The sequence below is a fragment of the Propionispira arboris genome (assembly GCF_900109225.1).
GTDB lineage: Bacteria > Bacillota > Negativicutes > Selenomonadales > Selenomonadaceae > Propionispira > Propionispira arboris.
Genome location: NZ_FNZK01000021.1, coordinates 72,673 through 89,242, shown reverse-complemented (window position 1 = coordinate 89,242; position 16,570 = coordinate 72,673). Strand labels below are relative to the sequence as shown.

At 40.7% G+C, this 16,570-nt stretch carries 16 protein-coding genes and 1 rRNA gene; 16 read left to right on the top strand and 1 reads right to left on the bottom strand.

Annotated features, from left to right (window positions below):
• Window positions 1-92: ribosomal RNA gene (gene rrf / locus BMY14_RS17420) — 5S ribosomal RNA — on the top strand; the annotation flags it as partial.
• A gap of 106 nt (window positions 93-198) precedes the next feature.
• Here the strand turns inward: rrf and BMY14_RS17415 are convergent.
• Complete coding sequence (locus tag BMY14_RS17415; RefSeq protein WP_177177652.1) at window positions 199-1,344, bottom strand: HD-GYP domain-containing protein; 1,146 nt, start codon at window positions 1,342-1,344, stop codon at window positions 199-201.
• 214 nt (window positions 1,345-1,558) lie between these two features.
• Here BMY14_RS17415 and BMY14_RS17410 point away from each other — a divergent pair, with 214 nt between their 5' ends.
• The 15 genes from BMY14_RS17410 to fliD all read left to right on the top strand — a co-directional run bounded on the left by BMY14_RS17410 (window position 1,559) and on the right by fliD (window position 16,557).
• A complete protein-coding gene (locus BMY14_RS17410; protein ID WP_091834660.1) occupies window positions 1,559-2,926 on the top strand; it encodes an LCP family protein in 1,368 nt (455 codons plus the stop codon).
• Window positions 2,927-3,066: 140 nt separating this feature from the next.
• A complete protein-coding gene (locus BMY14_RS17405; protein ID WP_091834658.1) occupies window positions 3,067-5,034 on the top strand; it encodes an ABC-F family ATP-binding cassette domain-containing protein in 1,968 nt (655 codons plus the stop codon).
• Between the two features lie 248 nt (window positions 5,035-5,282).
• On the top strand, window positions 5,283-7,445 hold the full coding sequence (gene recD2, locus BMY14_RS17400) for an SF1B family DNA helicase RecD2 (protein ID WP_091834675.1): 2,163 nt from the start codon (window positions 5,283-5,285) through the stop codon (window positions 7,443-7,445).
• 23 nt (window positions 7,446-7,468) lie between these two features.
• Entirely contained in the window at window positions 7,469-8,125 is a 657-nt protein-coding gene (locus tag BMY14_RS17395; RefSeq protein WP_091834655.1) for a ComF family protein, read from the top strand.
• 127 nt (window positions 8,126-8,252) lie between these two features.
• Window positions 8,253-8,660 carry a hypothetical protein gene (locus BMY14_RS17390; RefSeq protein ID WP_019555459.1) on the top strand — a complete coding sequence of 136 codons (408 nt, stop codon included), beginning with the start codon at window positions 8,253-8,255 and terminating at the stop codon, window positions 8,658-8,660.
• A gap of 190 nt (window positions 8,661-8,850) precedes the next feature.
• A complete protein-coding gene (gene flgM, locus BMY14_RS17385) occupies window positions 8,851-9,135 on the top strand; it encodes a flagellar biosynthesis anti-sigma factor FlgM (RefSeq protein ID WP_245741465.1) in 285 nt (94 codons plus the stop codon).
• 27 nt (window positions 9,136-9,162) lie between these two features.
• The gene (locus BMY14_RS17380) at window positions 9,163-9,645 is read left to right on the top strand and encodes a flagellar protein FlgN (RefSeq protein WP_091834649.1); all 483 of its coding nucleotides are present in this window, start codon (window positions 9,163-9,165) and stop codon (window positions 9,643-9,645) included.
• 17 nt (window positions 9,646-9,662) lie between these two features.
• Window positions 9,663-10,118 carry a flagellar export chaperone FlgN gene (gene flgN / locus BMY14_RS17375; RefSeq protein WP_091834645.1) on the top strand — a complete coding sequence of 152 codons (456 nt, stop codon included), beginning with the start codon at window positions 9,663-9,665 and terminating at the stop codon, window positions 10,116-10,118.
• Window positions 10,119-10,139: 21 nt separating this feature from the next.
• Window positions 10,140-11,654, top strand: a complete 1,515-nt coding sequence (gene flgK, locus BMY14_RS17370; protein ID WP_091834642.1) for a flagellar hook-associated protein FlgK — start codon at window positions 10,140-10,142, stop codon at window positions 11,652-11,654.
• A 9-nt stretch (window positions 11,655-11,663) separates the two neighbouring features.
• A complete protein-coding gene (gene flgL, locus BMY14_RS17365) occupies window positions 11,664-12,938 on the top strand; it encodes a flagellar hook-associated protein FlgL (protein WP_091834639.1) in 1,275 nt (424 codons plus the stop codon).
• 59 nt (window positions 12,939-12,997) lie between these two features.
• Window positions 12,998-13,561, top strand: coding sequence for a DUF6470 family protein (locus BMY14_RS17360; protein WP_091834636.1), 564 nt, complete (start codon window positions 12,998-13,000; stop codon window positions 13,559-13,561).
• Window positions 13,562-13,658: 97 nt separating this feature from the next.
• The gene (gene fliW, locus BMY14_RS17355; RefSeq protein ID WP_342741775.1) at window positions 13,659-14,111 is read left to right on the top strand and encodes a flagellar assembly protein FliW; all 453 of its coding nucleotides are present in this window, start codon (window positions 13,659-13,661) and stop codon (window positions 14,109-14,111) included.
• Window positions 14,112-14,113: 2 nt separating this feature from the next.
• A complete protein-coding gene (gene csrA, locus BMY14_RS17350; RefSeq protein WP_091834630.1) occupies window positions 14,114-14,341 on the top strand; it encodes a carbon storage regulator CsrA in 228 nt (75 codons plus the stop codon).
• 80 nt (window positions 14,342-14,421) lie between these two features.
• Window positions 14,422-14,898: a flagellar protein FlaG gene (locus BMY14_RS17345; protein WP_177177650.1), complete on the top strand. Its 477-nt coding sequence runs from the start codon at window positions 14,422-14,424 to the stop codon at window positions 14,896-14,898.
• A 12-nt stretch (window positions 14,899-14,910) separates the two neighbouring features.
• The gene (gene fliD / locus BMY14_RS17340; RefSeq protein ID WP_091834625.1) at window positions 14,911-16,557 is read left to right on the top strand and encodes a flagellar filament capping protein FliD; all 1,647 of its coding nucleotides are present in this window, start codon (window positions 14,911-14,913) and stop codon (window positions 16,555-16,557) included.
• Window positions 16,558-16,570 lie beyond the last annotated feature (13 nt).

Sequence of the window (16,570 nt, the reverse complement as noted above, 5' to 3'; positions counted from 1 at the left end):
CACCTGTTCCCATACCGAACACAGTAGTTAAGCACTTGAACGTCGAAAGTACTTGGGTGGAAACGCCCTGGGAGGATAGAAAACTGCCAGTTAAACAAAAAGCACTCATGTATATGGGTGCTTTTTTCGTATGGAAAAAACGTTTTCCCTTGAAATGTAAAAAAACCCCCTTTTTAATAAGGGAGGTTTCTAAAAAGGTTAGCTTTGCTTTTTGCCATACTTCGACAGGTACGACTCAGGATCAATTCCTGTAAGTTCAATAATTGCAGCTAGTTGAGCTGCATCAAGTACTGACTCAATCATGTTTTCAGGAAAATCTTTAAGGTCAATTGTTTTAGGGTTAGCAAAACCAACGCGTTCATCATTCGCAAAAATATCAATGCGTGGTTTCCTGGTCCAGCCAGATTCAACTTTTTTTACAATTGCATAACCAAATTTGGTCTTTAATACGGTTCCAACCGGATAGATTGCAACATTATTAAAAAATGTAGTCAATAAAGTTAAGTCAAACTGACCATTCGAACATTTTGTCATAATTTGATAAGCGACATCCGGGCGATAGGCCTTTTTATAAGGCCTATTGCTGGTAAGCGCATCGTATACATCGGCAATAGCTGTAATACGGGCAAATTTATGTATTTTTTCTTGTCCTATTTTATGTGGATAACCAGAGCCATCATATCGTTCATGATGCTGTGCGGCAATGTACATTGGAATTGTTGAATAATGTTTTGCTTTGCGTAAAATAGCAGCGCCATCACTTGGATGCTGGCGAATAATATTATATTCATCATCGGTAAGCGGCAACGGGTCGTTTAAAATTTCCAGCGGCGTTTTTGTTTTTCCAATATCATGTAATAAAGCACCTAAAGTCAATTCAACCAGTTCTTGTTTGGTTATTTTACAAAGTGCACCAAGCATAGATGCCAATACTGCAACATTTACCGAATGTGAAAATGTATAATCATCATGGATTCGGATGTCATTGATTTGTGCAAGGTTGGAATGTTTGGCAATAATATCAAAAATAATGGATTCAGTGGTGAGTTTTAAAGAAGATACATTTAGATTATCTGTCAATTTACATTGTTTAAAGACATCAAAAACATTGCGAATCGCTTTAATTCGTGTTTTTTCCTGAATGATGTCTTCAGGGGGGAATATATTTAAAAGTGGATTCAAAGCGGTGACAATTACAGATTGAACATCCAGATCTTGTAATTTTTGAATATAGGCAGCCGTGAGACGTGTACCGCGTGTTAAAAGGAAACTACCATTCCCATGATATATACCCTGACCCGTAATCATACCAGGACGTAAATTTTTTGTTAACAATTTTATCATATACAACACCATAAACATTTTAATATAATTTCATTATAATGAATTTTTATTAAAAAGAAAAGATATTTTTCATAGAAATTCATTATAATGAAATATCAATCAATATACCTATATTGAAAAGTATGATGATTTTTGTTATACTATTGAATAGTCCCTGTGAATGTAGGGACTTTGTTTTTGTCAAAATATGAATTTATTAAAGGGGGACGTTTACTTGCAGGAAACGCGTAAGAAGCGTAGGACGAGACGCAGCAGTAAGCGTGTACTTGCTATATTACTTGTTTTGCTTTTAGCAGCCGGTATTGTAGGAGCATCGTATTATTGGTTTGATTCGAATATTCTTAAAAACAAAGCACAAACAGCAGAAGGCATGATGGTTGCCGAAGATAAGGTTACAATTATGATCATGGGAGTAGACCGCCGTGCTGATGATGTGGGCAGGTCGGATACGCTCATGGTGGCTACGGTTGATCCAAATAAAAAGAAAGCAGCAATTTTATCGATTCCTCGTGATACCCGGGTAAAAATCGAGGGAAACGGGTATGATAAAATCAATCATGCCTACGCGTTTGGTGGACATAAGCTCACGCAAAAAACAGTTGAAAATTTTCTCGGAGTGCCAATGGACTACTATATAGTCATTGATATTCAGGCTTTTGAACGAGTAATCGACGCGATTGGCGGGATTGATATTGATGTTGAGAAACGGATGTATTATGAAGATCCCTGGGATGATGATGGCGGACTGGTCATTGATCTGAAGCCGGGACAGCAGCATATGGATGGTAAGACCGCGATTCAATATGTAAGATATCGTGATTCAGAAGGGGATATTGGACGTATTACTCGTCAACAGCATTTTATGAAAGCTGTTTTGGATAAAATCATCTCACCGTCGATTATTACAAAATTGCCAGCTATTATTAAGGAAGTAAGTTCAGCCTTGGAAACGGATATGTCGGCGAGCAAGATGATTAGTCTGGTGAATATATTAAAAGATGCCCGCGATAATGGACTGAATACAGAAATGGTTCCTGGCAAACCAGCTTATATTCAGGATATAAGTTATTGGATTCCAGATATTCAAAAACTTCGGCAAACCTTAGCGGAACTGCTGGATGTGAAAATGGATGCCAAAGTGGAAAAATCTATGAACACAACAGTGCAGGAATATGAAGCTTCGATTCCGAAGAATATGAAAGTCGTTGACGATGCTGAGGCTGTTAAAAAAGCACGTGAAGCTGAGCTGAAAATAGAAAAAGCAGCGACTGACAAAGCAGATGCTGCTAAAAAGAAAAAAGAAGAAGTTCCTGAACCGAAAAAGACAGCGAAACTCAGTGTCAGGGTCATTAATTCAAGCGGCATTAACGGTGCTGGCGCAGAAGTAGCCGGTATTTTACGGCGTCAGGGACTGGATGTCACGGATGTATCGACCGGTAGTTCGTCGTCACAAAAGAATACAACGATTACAGCTGGCGCGGGCGACGTAGATAAATTTTCCGGGCTGCCATTCGTTTATACCATCAATTCTGGTGGCGATACGGGTCAGGCTACAGTCGTAATCGGTAAAGATTACAAATAATTATAATAAAAATAGTTTAAAAGCTGAGCTGAGATTTAAAAGCTCAGCTTTTTTATGCTGTGTGCTCTAGATGGATGACGGTGCGGTGTTTTTTGTGATAAAATAAAGAAGCTTATGGTAATATAGTTTGGAGTGATCGTATGGGGATTTTAAAGGTTAATGATTTAAGCAAATCATTTGGTATAGAAGAGTTATTTCATGGCGTTAGCTTCGAGGTGACACGTGGTGACAAAGTTGGCTTTGTCGGAGCAAATGGTGCCGGAAAAAGTACATTGATGCGCTGCCTGATGGGACTTGATGAATATGATGGAGGTCACATCCAGTTTGATACAGCCGATACGGTCGGTTATTTAGAACAGGAAACATCTTTTGGTGACTGGCCTCTTTATGAAGAACTGCGGCAATCTTTCAGCGACATACTGCATTTGGCAGAAGAAAAGGCAAAACTGGAATCTAAAATTGAGCAGGCCGCAGATGATGCAGTCATGGAATCGCTCATGGAAGAGTATAGCAAAATCGTTGATCAGTTTGAACGTCTGGACGGATATGATTATGAAAGCCGTATCCGTCGGATAGCCTATGGACTGGGTTTTACCGACGAAGATTTTAAAAAAAATGTTGGACATTTTTCTGGTGGGCAAAAAACCCGTATTTGCTTAGCCAAAGCGCTGCTTAGAGAGCCGGACTTCTTATTTTTGGACGAACCGACAAATCATCTGGATATTGAAATGATTGAGTGGCTCGAAGATTTTCTGAAGTCGTATAAGGGCGGTGTTTTGCTTATATCGCATGATCGTTTTTTTTTGGATCGGGTAGCAACACGCATTATTGAACTTGAAAATAAAACGGTGATTGATTATACGGGGAATTACACACGTTTTACGCGGGTTAAGGAAGACCGCCGTGCCGCATTGGAATCGGCGTATGAAAAGCAACAAGTCCATATAAAAAATACAGAAGAGTACATCCGTAAATATAAAGCAGGTATCAAATCGAAACAGGCACGCGGCCGGGAAAAACAATTAAATCGGTTAGAGCGAATTTTGCTTCCGCCTAACAGTATCGGCTTTAATTATTTTTCATTTAATCCACCGGCGGAATGTGCGCAGCGGGTTGCGGAACTTGAAGAAGTATCAATGACTTTTGGTCAACAAGACATCTTTAAGAAATTGTCCTTATTAATTAGAAATGGTGATGGTGTGGCGCTGGTGGGACCCAATGGTGCTGGAAAGACAACATTGCTGCGTCTTTTGATTGGTGAGCTGGAATCGCCTACAGGCCGGGTTAAAATTGGCAGCCGGGTTAAAATTGGTTATTATTCACAGCAGCATGAAGGGCTCAATGAGGCCAATCGCTTGATTGATGAGCTCCTTTTTGAATATGGAATTACGGAAGAACAAGCCCGTCGTTATTTGGGGTCGTTTCTCTTTTATGGAGATGATGTATATAAGATCATCGGATCTCTCAGCGGTGGTGAGAAATCCAGACTGGCCTTTTTGAAACTCATGCTGACGGGGGCCAATTTTCTTATTTTAGATGAACCAACCAATCATTTGGACATTCCGGCGAAAGAGGCCGTTGAAGAAGCTCTCATGGCGTTTCCAGGAACTTTTATTACGGTATCGCATGATCGATATTTTCTGGATAAAGTAACAAACTGCACCTGCGAATTGTCAGCTGGCATTTTGACGGAATATAATGGAAATTATAGTTATTATCATGAAAAGAAACTATTTGCGGCAAAAGAAGCGAGTGAAATTGCAGCTGAACTCGCAGCAGAAAATGCGGCACGTCAAGCCCGGGCGAAAAAAACAATGAAAGCTGAGGAAGTCAGCTCAAGTGCAGCTTTTGCAAAAAATAATAAAGCGGCCAAAAATAATCGACCGCAGGTTATGAGTACGGATAAACGCAATGACCTTATACAACGTTGCGAGGCAGAAATTGCGATGCTTGAAATGGAACTAAAAGGGCTTGATTATCAAATGAATGATGCAGCTGTACAAGCAGATCCGTTAAAAAGTCAGGAAATAGCCAATGCATATACAAAAAAAGAAGCAGAACTAACCATGAAGTATGATGTATGGTCTGGACTTACGAGCGAAGAATAAATGCAGTAAAGAAATTACATTAGCCTGTTAGTCTGCCAGAAATGGGATATAGGGCATCATTTGCTTCCTTCGTAACGCCACGGAGCCCTATACCCTATTCCTGACGATTGCCCTATAGAATCAAGTTATATATAATTTGCGATTTTTGCAGGAATTTTCTTTTTTTCGCGGAATATAAAACAAAATAGAACACAGGTACGAATAGAGTCAAGGTATGAGCGGAGGACGTTTTGGTGGAAGAAAAGGTTTTGGAAGAAATTGAGGGCATTGTAGAAAACATTATATTTGCCAGTAGTGATGGCAATTTTACTGTGTTTAAGCTGCGCCCTGGTAAGGATCGGGGACTTATTAACGTTACAGCGAATGCTCCGGCACCTCTGGTTGGTGAACAGCTGGCGATGAAAGGCATGTGGATTATTCACCCCAAATTTGGGGATCAGTTTAAAGTACAGGCCATGTCACATGTTGCACCGACCAGTCTGGCCGGGATTGAACGTTTTCTTGGCTCCGGGGTAATCAAAGGAGTTGGTCCAGCCATGGCTAAACTTCTTGTAGCTGAATTTGGTTTGGATACGCTGGAAATTATCGAATACCATTCAAAAAGATTATTGGAAATAAATGGAATTGGGAAAAAGAAAGCCGCGCAAATCCATGATTCATATAGTGAGCAATCGGAGCTGCGTGAACTTATGTTGTTTTTAGAAACACATGGAGTGTCCGGTGCCTATGCAGCTAAGATATTTGCCAAATACGGATCGTTTTCCATTGAAACGATTGAAAACGATCCATATCGGCTGGCTCGTGAGGTTGATGGTATAGGTTTTCGTACAGCGGATCAAATTGCCGCCACCGTAGGTATCGAAAAATCATCTACAGATCGTATTGCCGCAGGTATTGATTTTGCGCTGTTGCAAATTGCAAACTCAGGGCATTGCTGCGTGCCGGAAGAGATTATCATTGCCCAGACAGCAAAACTTATTTTGGTTACACATGAAGAAGTAGCCGATACCTTAAAACAGCTTTTAGCGATGAATCGATTGTCAACGGAGACGATGATGGGGACAACGCTCATCTATCCTCATTATCTTTATTGTGCGGAGAAAAAAGTAGCAGAACGTCTTTTGTATTTACAAGAAAAAACCGAAACGTTTGCTGCCGTTGATGCACTACAGGAAGTTGCAGACTGGGAAGCGGAAGCGGATATTCGGCTCGCGCAAAAGCAAAGACAAGCTATTGAATCCGTGCTTGAACATGGCATCCTTGTCTTAACGGGTGGGCCTGGTACAGGGAAAACAACTGTTGTTCGTGGTATGATTGGGGTTTTAGAAAAACAGGGAATGCTTATTGCGTTGGGCGCACCGACAGGTCGCGCCGCAAAACGCCTCAGTGAGGCAACCGGGCGCAAGGCTGTAACCGTTCATCGACTGCTTGAATCAACCGGCAGCCGCGAAGCAGGTATGCCAGCGTTTGCTCGCGACAGTGATGATCCGCTGGAAGCGGATGTTATTATTTTGGATGAAGTATCAATGATGGACATTACATTGATGCAGTATTTTCTAGAAGCAGTTCCTGATGGCTGTCGCGTGATTTTGGTGGGAGATGTCGATCAACTGCCTGCTGTTGGACCGGGAGCGGTACTAAAAGATATATTGCGGTCGGCAGTTATACCGACTGTCCGATTGACTGAAGTGTTTCGGCAGGCGGGCGAGAGCATGATTGTATTGAATGCACATTCGATCAATGGCGGTTTTTTACCTGACTGTAAATCAAGTGAAGATTTTCAGTTTAGAGAAATTTTGGATAGTGCTCAGGTTGCGGCAGCTATTGTTGATCTTTGCCTTAATGAACTTCCCCGGCAGGGATTTCATGTCCGTGAAGATGTACAAGTACTTTCACCGATGCATCGCCTTGATTGTGGAGTGGAAAATCTCAATAAACTCTTGCAAAAAGCTTTGAATCCGGCGGATGAATTCAAAGCGGAAGTGATTCATAACCATCAGATCTTTCGTCAGGGTGATAAAATAATGCAAACGCGTAATAATTACACGAAAAATGTCTTTAATGGTGATATTGGTTTTATTGAAGACATTCATGAAGGAAAAGTTACGGTACGTTACCCTGAGCTCAGCGTTGTCTATGAGAAAAATGAATTACTTGAACTTCAGCTTGCCTATGCCATGAGTGTGCATAAAAGTCAGGGCAGCGAATATCCAGTTGTTATTATGCCCTTGATTCCGGGCCATCATATTATGCTGCAGCGCAATCTCCTGTATACAGCCGTTACAAGAGCGAAGAAACGAGTTATCCTGCTGGGGACAAAACCAGCACTGCATACGGCAGTGCTCAGTGATCGTACCAAAAAACGGTATACATTGTTAGCTGAACGGCTGCGCGGGGAAATGCAGTGCTAACATAAAGGAGGCAGAGGGAAAGCATGCTCAACACGATCTATACGACGATCGTCGATTTTCTATTTCCACCACACTGCCCTTTGTGTGGTGCTTATGTGGATACAGTAGGAGCTTGGTGCCCGGCATGTTTGGATCAAACGATCCAAGTGCATAAATTACCTCTGTCAATTTTGATGCAAAACGATATAAGCATGGTCCGCGCCGTAGGCCGCTATCGAGGTGGTATGAAAAAATTCATTCAAGCCTTAAAATACCAAAAGAAACTGGCAATGCTTCCCGCAATCCATACACTGTTGGACGTTGCATTGCCAAAGACAGAATTTGCGGGAGTTGACTATGTTATACCTGTGCCGCTTCATCGTAAAAAATTACAAGCACGCGGCTTCAATCAGGCTGAAAAAATATTCCATCCATGGGCGGATGGTTGTCAGCTGACTTGGCTGGAGGCTTTAATTCGCTGCAGGGATACAAATCCGCAGTATAAAATGACAGTTATGGAGCGTAGAATTAATATGCGGGCAGCTTTTTCGCTGCGTAAAGGCCTGAATGTAAGAGGAAAAAAAATTTTACTCGTAGATGATATTTTTACGACTGGCATTACCATACAAGAATGTGCAATAGTCTTAAAACAAGCGGGAGCAACGAGAATTAGTGGTTTAACTTTGGCGAGTGATGCCTGATAGAAAGCTCTTTGCCATAAATATACGGAATTTTTTGTTATTTTTCAATAAAAGAAAAATCAATTTGCGTAAAGTATAAAAAGTCTATATAATAAGAGAAAAAGATAGAAAAGAGGGGGCATGTTTTATGAATAATGTAGGAAATTGTCCAGAATGTGGGAAACTTTGTATTAAAACGGCAGCGGGCATGTGCCCGGATTGTTATAGATTGGAACAGGAAAATGAAGAGGTCGTTGCAAGTTATGTGAGGGACAATCCTAAATCATCGGTAGAAGAAATTCATGAAGCAACCGGGGTTAAGGAAAAAACAATTTTTCGGATGATCAAAAATGGCCGTTTTATGGATGAATTTCAGGTCACCTATCCTTGTGAAAAATGCGGGACGGATATTGTACGAGGTCGTTTGTGTGAGGAATGCAATCACCGTATTTTAAAAGACATTCAGGATAGTCAGGCTAAGCGTGAAGCAATACAGGTGAAAGAAAAGAAAGATGTGGCAGGAAAAGGAATGTATACAAAAAATATGACCCGATAAGCCCAGAAAAAGAGACTTTCCTGACAAAAAGATATAAAGCCAAGATAATTGACGTTAAAGCGAGATAATGGAAGATAAGTAAATAAAACAAACTAAAAGCGAGAATTAATATTCTCGCTTTTTTGTACGATAAAACAGTATAGTTATAAACCCGTGGATGGGTAACCCAAAGAGGGCGAGTGTGAACATCATGATTATTAACAACAATATTCAAGCTGTGGCCGGTGCATATGCAGCCAACAGCAAAAAAATCAAGACTGCGGTGAAAGAGGAATCTTCTGACACTGGCATAAGTAAAGACGAAGTAGTATTGTCTACACAGGCACAATCTTTCAGTCAAATACTGCAAAAAGCGCAATCCATGCCAGAAGTCAGACAGGATAAAGTGGATACGTATTCGGCACAGATTGGTGCAGGACTGTATCAGATTGATCCAAAAGGTCTGGCGGACAAGATACTAAATATGAGATTCTAATGGTAGAAAAGTGAGGTTGAAATCTTTATGTGGCAGGAATTCATTGATGTAATGAGTAAATTACTGGAAACTTATAAAGCCATGCTGCGTGTAAGCAAAGATAAACGAAAGGTTCTTGTTCAAGTCGATATGACAGCATTGGAAGATTTGCTAACAAAAGAGCAGTCTTTAATTACAGCGGTAGGAAAGCTTGAAAAAGAGCGTGAAATTGTTTTACAAAAAATAGCAGCTGCTGAACATATAATTGAGCCAATGGCTAAAATGACAGATTTGTTTTCCTTATGCAGTAATAAAGAAGCAGCTGTTTTAAAAAATATACATGAAGAATTAAATACGATAGTGGCTCAGGTTACAGAAAACAGTGCAACCAATGAGCTGCTTATTTCAGGTGCTTTATCAGCAGTAAACTACAATTTAAATAGATTATCGGATGCCAGTGTCGGCAATACGTATGCTGCGGAAGGCACAGAAACTGTTTTGAAACCGAAGAAATTCGATTTTAAAGCATAAGAAAAGGGGAATCGCTGGTGACAGAACTGATCATAATGCTTAAGGCGCAAATAACCTTAGGGCAGCAGCTGCTTTCCTTTGGCGATTTGCAAAAGCAATACCTTCTGGCAGGAGATGCAAAAAATTCAGCAGACGTGACAATGAAAACGGAGCAGATCATCAATAAATTTTCGCTGTTAGAACGAAAAAAACAAAAGCTATTGCAAGATCATTCAGAAAACACTATAAATGTAAACCAAAATTCAATGATGTCTGAAGATACGGTTAGTCAGCTCGAACAACGATTGAGGATGATCGTTCTCGAATTAAAAGAAAAAAATGCGAAAAATAGCAGTTTGCTTCATAAAACTATCGAGTTTATTAATTTTAATATTAATATTATAAGTCAAACTGTTGCGGATACAACCTATGCACCAAAAGGTACCAGTGGTGCAGCTGTGTGTAAAAAAAAGATGTTCGATCAGATAATTTAGGGAAAGAAATGGGTGAAGTTTATGAGATCAACTTTTGCTGGATTAAATACTATGTTCAGCGGACTAAATGCTAATCAAGTATCGCTTGACACAGTAGGGCATAATATTACCAACGCAAGTGTCGACGGATATTCTCGTCAAAATGTCAATTTAGCGGCAACAAAATCCCAAACCGTACCAACGATGTACGGTTCCGCGGAGATGGGAACGGGTGTTAATACGATTTCAGTTACACGGGCTCGTGATGCTTTTGCCGATAAAGCTTATCGGAAAGATAGTTCTGATTTGAACTATGCAGATACACGGCAGACGAATTATGATAAACTAGAAGCGATCTACAATGATTCAACAGATACTGGGGTTCAAAAATCCATTAATAGTTTTTGGAGTGCTTGGAAAGCGTTAGCTTCCGATGCCGGGCAAAGTACAACAACCACGACTCGTCAAACCGTCGTCTCTGCAGGAGATAAGCTGGCACAAAACCTGCAATCGTCCACTGCGAAAACCCAGACACTGATTAGTGATGAAAATACGCAATTGGAATTGCAGGTAAAGACCGTGAATGGCCTGACCAGCGATATTTTGGACTTAAATAAGCAAATCACGCAAGCAGAGTCAACGGGAGCCATGGCCAATGATTTAAGAGACAGCCGGGATATGAAAGTGGATGCGCTTTCAAAATTAGTGAAAGTCAGTGTTGATCAAAAATCAGATGGCAGTTATTCAATTGTCAGCAATGGAAATACGTTGGTTGATGCCCATACCCGTTTGACGCTCAAGGTGACATCAACTCCTAATTTAGATTATGGTGTCAACGATGACGTGATTACGATTGCAGAAACTGGCGGAGCCTATGATGCAGGAAATGGAGAAATCAAAGGCCTGCAGGACTCTATTGCGGAAAACAAAGGTTATATTGACAATATGGCAGCAATGGGCAGTTATTTGCTGACAACGTTTAATGATCAGCATAAAGCAGGCTATGATTTAAATAATAATAAAGGTGTTAATTTTTATGGAGAAACAAGTGATACGTATAAATATGGATCAGGAACGACAACGAAGACAGACTCGCTGGGCACGACGACGACTTTAAAACCAATTGATATTATCAATTCACTTACTGTCAATACGGCTATTCTGGCAACGAATGGAACGAGTTTGATTGCTGCCAGAGCTAGTGGCGAGGGTTCAGCCGGGGCAGCAAATGCTACGCTTTTGGGGGGACTTCTTCATGATACGGCCGATTCGGCAAGTGGTTCTTTGGGCAATACAACGTTTGCCGCTTATTATACAGGTGTTACGAACAAGCTGGGCAGTGACGCCCAAGCCACGGATAATACCGTAACCAATCAGGAAGACCTTCTTACCGTATCGACAAACTGGCGCTCCAGTACATCAGGTGTCAATTGGGATGAAGAACTAACAAACATGATTAAATTTCAAAAAGGCTATAGCTCTTGTGCCCGTTGTCTTACAACGATGGATGAAATGCTTGATAAATTGATTAATAGTACTGGTACAGTAGGAAGGTAAGTGATTTAAATGCGCGTTAGTAGTAATATGATGACAGCCAATTATTTGCAACAGTTAAACCGCTCTTATGCCAAGCAGGCGAATCTTATGGAACAATCCGATGGGAATTCCATGCACCGCCCTTCTGATAATCCGGTGAATTATACAAAGACTATGACTTTTAAAAATACGCTGGCCGAGAATACACAGTATACAGATAATTTGAAATCGGCGACGTCCTGGATGACTACGGCCGATGGAGCTATGACCAATATAACGGATATCATGAAGAGTGTAATTGAGAAGACAACAGCCGCTGCCAATGGCACAAATCAAACGGTCGATCTTCAAGCGGCCGCAACAGATGTTAATGGTATGATTCAGCAAATTGTAACGGATGCGAATTCACAAGTGGGAACGCGTTATGTTTTTTCTGGTCAGAGTGATACGACGATGCCGTTTAGTATTTCATCTGGGAAAATTGATCGTGGCTTAACGAAAACACTTGATGAGAAACAAGCAAGTTTTTTTAGCGGAACTCAGGTAGGTGGTCTGAATCAAATGCTCGCCATGACCGGATCGGATAACAAAGAATATTATTTGGATATGACAAGCAAGAATATCTACACGAAAGATTTTGTCGATAACGGTTATAAAGACGCTATGGCTAAAGGGCAAACGGCGGTTGCAGCAACGGATGCTGTAGGAACGGCTCCCGCCACCTCTACAGTCGGAACTTATTTTACAACAACAGGGGCTTTGGTAACTCCGGCTCCGGCGGCTCTTACAACAACAGCTGGGACGACACTATCTTTTCAAACTGTTTCTCAATATGTTGTTACGTATCATGGGGATGATAAGAAGATTTCTATGCCGGTGCAAAATGGACCATCTGATCCGGTTCGTGATAGTGTAAATGTGACAGGCAGTGATCTTTTTGGCTCAACGGATATTTTTGGCGGATCGGCAGGCAGTTCCGTATTAAATGATTTATATACAATGCAGGCCAAAATGACAGCAGGTGACAGCTCCTGGGTTTCCAGTGATGGGTTAACTTTGGCTAATAATGCCAGGGATAGTGTTTTGAATGCACAGTCGAGTGTAGCTTCCCGAGCAGGTGTTTATAAGGATCTTCAGGCAACCATGGAAAATCAGGCAACCACCATTACGGGCGATATTACCAATGCCAGTGCTACCGATGTAGCTTCCCTTGTTGTTCAGCTTAAAACGGCAGAAACCTTATATAATATGTCGTTATCTGTGGGCAGTAAAATCCTGCCAAAATCACTGGCAGATTATTTATAAAATCAAAAACCCCTTGCTAAAGGGAATTAGCATAAACAAAACAAAAGGATTTGACGGATATGTTATATCTTAATACACGAACTACACAACCCCAAATCGGTATGTCAGTACAGCCCGGAACGCTGGAAATGCATTCGACACCGCCGAAATTAGATATGAAATCGAAACCAGCGCAAGCGAATGTATGGCCGAGTGCTGTGACGGTGGATATTGATACTACAGCATGCCGGGCAGCATATGGTTTAAAATCGACAGCTGTTCTAGTTGCTGAAGCAGCAAAAAAAGGTTTCCAGTTAGCAGAAGAAGGTACGGCGAAGCGTGCCCGAATTGGTACACAGCTTGTTAAGAGTGCGACAAAAATGAATGTTTTTGCGGCGAATGAAAGAGCTAAACTCAGCCAGCTGCCAGAGGCTCTAATCGGATTAGCGGCAGTACCCGATGCGAAAATCACCGTTCAGCCAAGTGTAATGAAAGGGAAAAATGAGGATGGTTCGGTGCAGGTATCTCCTCAACCTGGTTCACTTGATATACAATATACACCAGCAGCGGTCAAAACATATTTGGACCGTGAAAGCAGCGTTAAATTGTGGACGACTGAAGGCAAATATGATGTTTATGCTTAAACAGACTGTTTCTTATTTGTAGATCGTTTATTGGATATAACGTATAGCATCCATAAATTGAAGAATATTTCGTGATAAATAATGGAGGTGCCAAATTTTGAAAGTAAAAACCACGCGGTTTGGTGAAATTGAACTAGCACAAGCGGATATTATAACCTTTGAGGAAGGTCTTCCCGGGTTTCCGGATGAACATGAATTTGTTATTCTTCCCTATAGTGATGACAGTCCTTTTTTATATTTGCAGTCAGCAAAACAAGATTATCTTGCCTTTATTATGGCAAATCCATTTTTGTTTTTTACCGACTATGAATTTGAATTAGATGACATGCAGCTTGAAGAACTTGCAATTCGGAGTATGGAGGAAGTTGCCTCGTATGTGATGATTACAGTTCCCCCTCGTGATGTAAAAACAATGACGGCGAATTTAGTCGCTCCTGTAGTGATCAATATACATACTCATCAAGGCAAACAGATTGTTTTGGAAAAAAGCAAGTATCAAACAAAACATCTCCTGTTTTCGGAAACTGCTTCTCCTAAAGGAGGCAATTAAGTATGTTGGCTCTTACGCGTAAACCTGGACAACAGATTATGATTGGCGATAATATCATCATCCATGTTGTCGATGTTCAGGGTGATAATGTCCGTCTGGGCATCGAGGCACCAAAAGCAATTAAAATATATCGGAGCGAATTATATCAGGCAATCGTCGAAGAAAATAAAAAAGCAGTTGCTTCTTCCCATGAAAATGTGGATTTAGCCAATGTCTTAAAAAATAAATAAATATTGCAGGATGCAGTAAAATGGTGCTTTTTTTATTATTTACAATGGAATGAAATTAACTTTCTATGGAGGGATATGAGATGATAAACAGTGTGAGCGGGGTAAGTACTGCAGCAACAAATAATGCAGATCTTACTTTGAAGCCGGTACCAACTCGTCAGGAAGCAAATGAAGCTGGGAACGAAAGTAAGGATACGATTGTTCCAGCTAAGGACAAGATACAAATGTCGGATGCGACAGACATTCAAATTACATCACAAACGGCCGATAAAACGGCTCAAGCGAAATTGACAGCAAGTGAAGAGTTAGAAAAAAAGAAAAAAAATGAACTTTCCAAAGAAGAAGCTGCCAAAATGACAGATGCTTTAAATCAAATGATGGAAAAAATGCAGTTTGATGTAAAATTTCATTATTATGACAAAATAGATCAGATGGCAGTACAACTTGTCGATCAAAAAACAAATAAAGTATTAAAAGAATTTCCACCCAAAGATATGATTAAAATGTTAACAAATATTCATAACTGGATTGGAATTATTCTGGATAAAAAGGCATAGGAGGAGAAGAACATGTCACAAACAAAAGGGGTATCTGTTAGTAACACGGGGATGGATATGGATGCACTAGTCAAAGCATCGGTAACTACGTATCAAAGTAAATACGATGCGGCTTACAAAAAAGAAACGGTTGCTGAATGGACGAAGTCCGCCTATGCTGATTTGTATACAGAACTTGCAAAATTCAAAGCGACAGCATCGGATTATAAATTGCAAAGTAAAACGACTGCGCACACAACGACATCAGGTGACAGCAGTGTGGTGACGGCGACAGCAAATGGGGATGCACTTAATCTTTCTCATGATGTAACGGTAAATACAGTGGCTAGAAATGCCAGCCTGCAATCAAAATCGGCGATTACACGGGCGACGGGTACAAGTACCAGCAAGCTGTTATCTGATGTTGCAGGTATTACGTTAACGGATGATAATAAAGATTCGCTGGCTGTGGCGATTAGTTTTGATGTACAAGATTCAGCAACTTCAACGGAAAAACGTACTGTTTCCTATACGTACAAGGATTTGCAGACAAAAACTTTAACCGATATGGCGTCTGATATAAAGAATCTTACGACAAAAACAACGGATGATAAAACAATCAATACAAATATTACCGCATCTTATGATGCAACCAATGATACGATGAATATTTATAATAAAAAAGCCGGTGCTGACAATATTATTAAAATTTCAGCGAATACGTCTTCGATTAGCGGTGATCCGTTAGAAAACCAGACTAAGACATTGCTAACCAATTTGCACTTAGCAACCTATGATGGAGCAACGCTATCCAGTCCGTTAGATGCGACGGCATTAAATGTTAATACGATTACAGGTGTAAGTTCTTCTATTACGGTTGACGGGCAAACGTATACAGGTGATACGAATGCGATTACGGTAGCTGGTGTTACGTATACAGCAAATAAAAAAAGCAGCAGTGGGTCGACAACAGTATCTATCGGGACTGATACGGATACTCTGGTGAAATCCGTACAGACCTTTGTTGATAGTTACAATACGCTTCTTGACAAAATGACCGCGCAGCTGCATGCAACAAAAAGCAGTACGTATGGTGCCTTAACGTCAGATCAGAAATCAGCAATGACCGCTGATGAGATTACAGCTTGGGAAACGAAAGCAAAAACAGGTATCTTACGTAATGACTCCATACTGTCGCAGACGGTTGATGATATGCGTAATGCAATGACGATGACTGTTTCTGGTGGTGGACTTTATAAAACCGCTGGCAGCATTGGACTTACTGTTGGCGATTGGAAAACTTATGGACATATTACACTCGATACAGATAAGCTGAAGGCCGCGATTGCCGATGACCCGTCAATTGTTGATAAAATTCTTGCCGGTGATAATAAAAGCACAAGTACAACTGACATGGATAGTCAGGGCGTGGCAACGCGATTATCTAACTTATTAACGGTGGATTTAAAGAATTTTTCTGATAAGGCCGGTACTTCAGCCAGTACGAGTGATACTAGTGTTTTAGGCACACAAATTACGGATATGAATACGAATCTCACAGCATTACTCAAAGCACTACAAGATAAACAGGATTATTATTATACAAAATATAATGCTATGGAAAGTGCTGTGGGGCAATTAACCAGCTCACTGACATCGGTTACAAGTTTTCTTGGTTAGTTAAGGAAAAAGG

Excerpts from the sequence above, each read along its gene's own strand:
- BMY14_RS17415 (WP_177177652.1), bottom strand. The coding sequence starts at position 1,344 with ATGATAAAATTGTTAACAAAAAATTTACGTCCTGGTATGATTACGGGT.
- BMY14_RS17405 (WP_091834658.1), top strand. The coding sequence starts at position 3,067 with ATGGGGATTTTAAAGGTTAATGATTTAAGCAAATCATTTGGTATAGAA.
- BMY14_RS17395 (WP_091834655.1), top strand. The coding sequence starts at position 7,469 with ATGCTCAACACGATCTATACGACGATCGTCGATTTTCTATTTCCACCA.
- BMY14_RS17390 (WP_019555459.1), top strand. The coding sequence starts at position 8,253 with ATGAATAATGTAGGAAATTGTCCAGAATGTGGGAAACTTTGTATTAAA.
- flgM (WP_245741465.1), top strand. The coding sequence starts at position 8,851 with ATGATTATTAACAACAATATTCAAGCTGTGGCCGGTGCATATGCAGCC.
- BMY14_RS17380 (WP_091834649.1), top strand. The coding sequence starts at position 9,163 with ATGTGGCAGGAATTCATTGATGTAATGAGTAAATTACTGGAAACTTAT.
- flgK (WP_091834642.1), top strand. The coding sequence starts at position 10,140 with ATGAGATCAACTTTTGCTGGATTAAATACTATGTTCAGCGGACTAAAT.
- flgL (WP_091834639.1), top strand. The coding sequence starts at position 11,664 with ATGCGCGTTAGTAGTAATATGATGACAGCCAATTATTTGCAACAGTTA.
- BMY14_RS17360 (WP_091834636.1), top strand. The coding sequence starts at position 12,998 with ATGTTATATCTTAATACACGAACTACACAACCCCAAATCGGTATGTCA.
- csrA (WP_091834630.1), top strand. The coding sequence starts at position 14,114 with ATGTTGGCTCTTACGCGTAAACCTGGACAACAGATTATGATTGGCGAT.
- BMY14_RS17345 (WP_177177650.1), top strand. The coding sequence starts at position 14,422 with ATGATAAACAGTGTGAGCGGGGTAAGTACTGCAGCAACAAATAATGCA.
- fliD (WP_091834625.1), top strand. The coding sequence starts at position 14,911 with ATGTCACAAACAAAAGGGGTATCTGTTAGTAACACGGGGATGGATATG.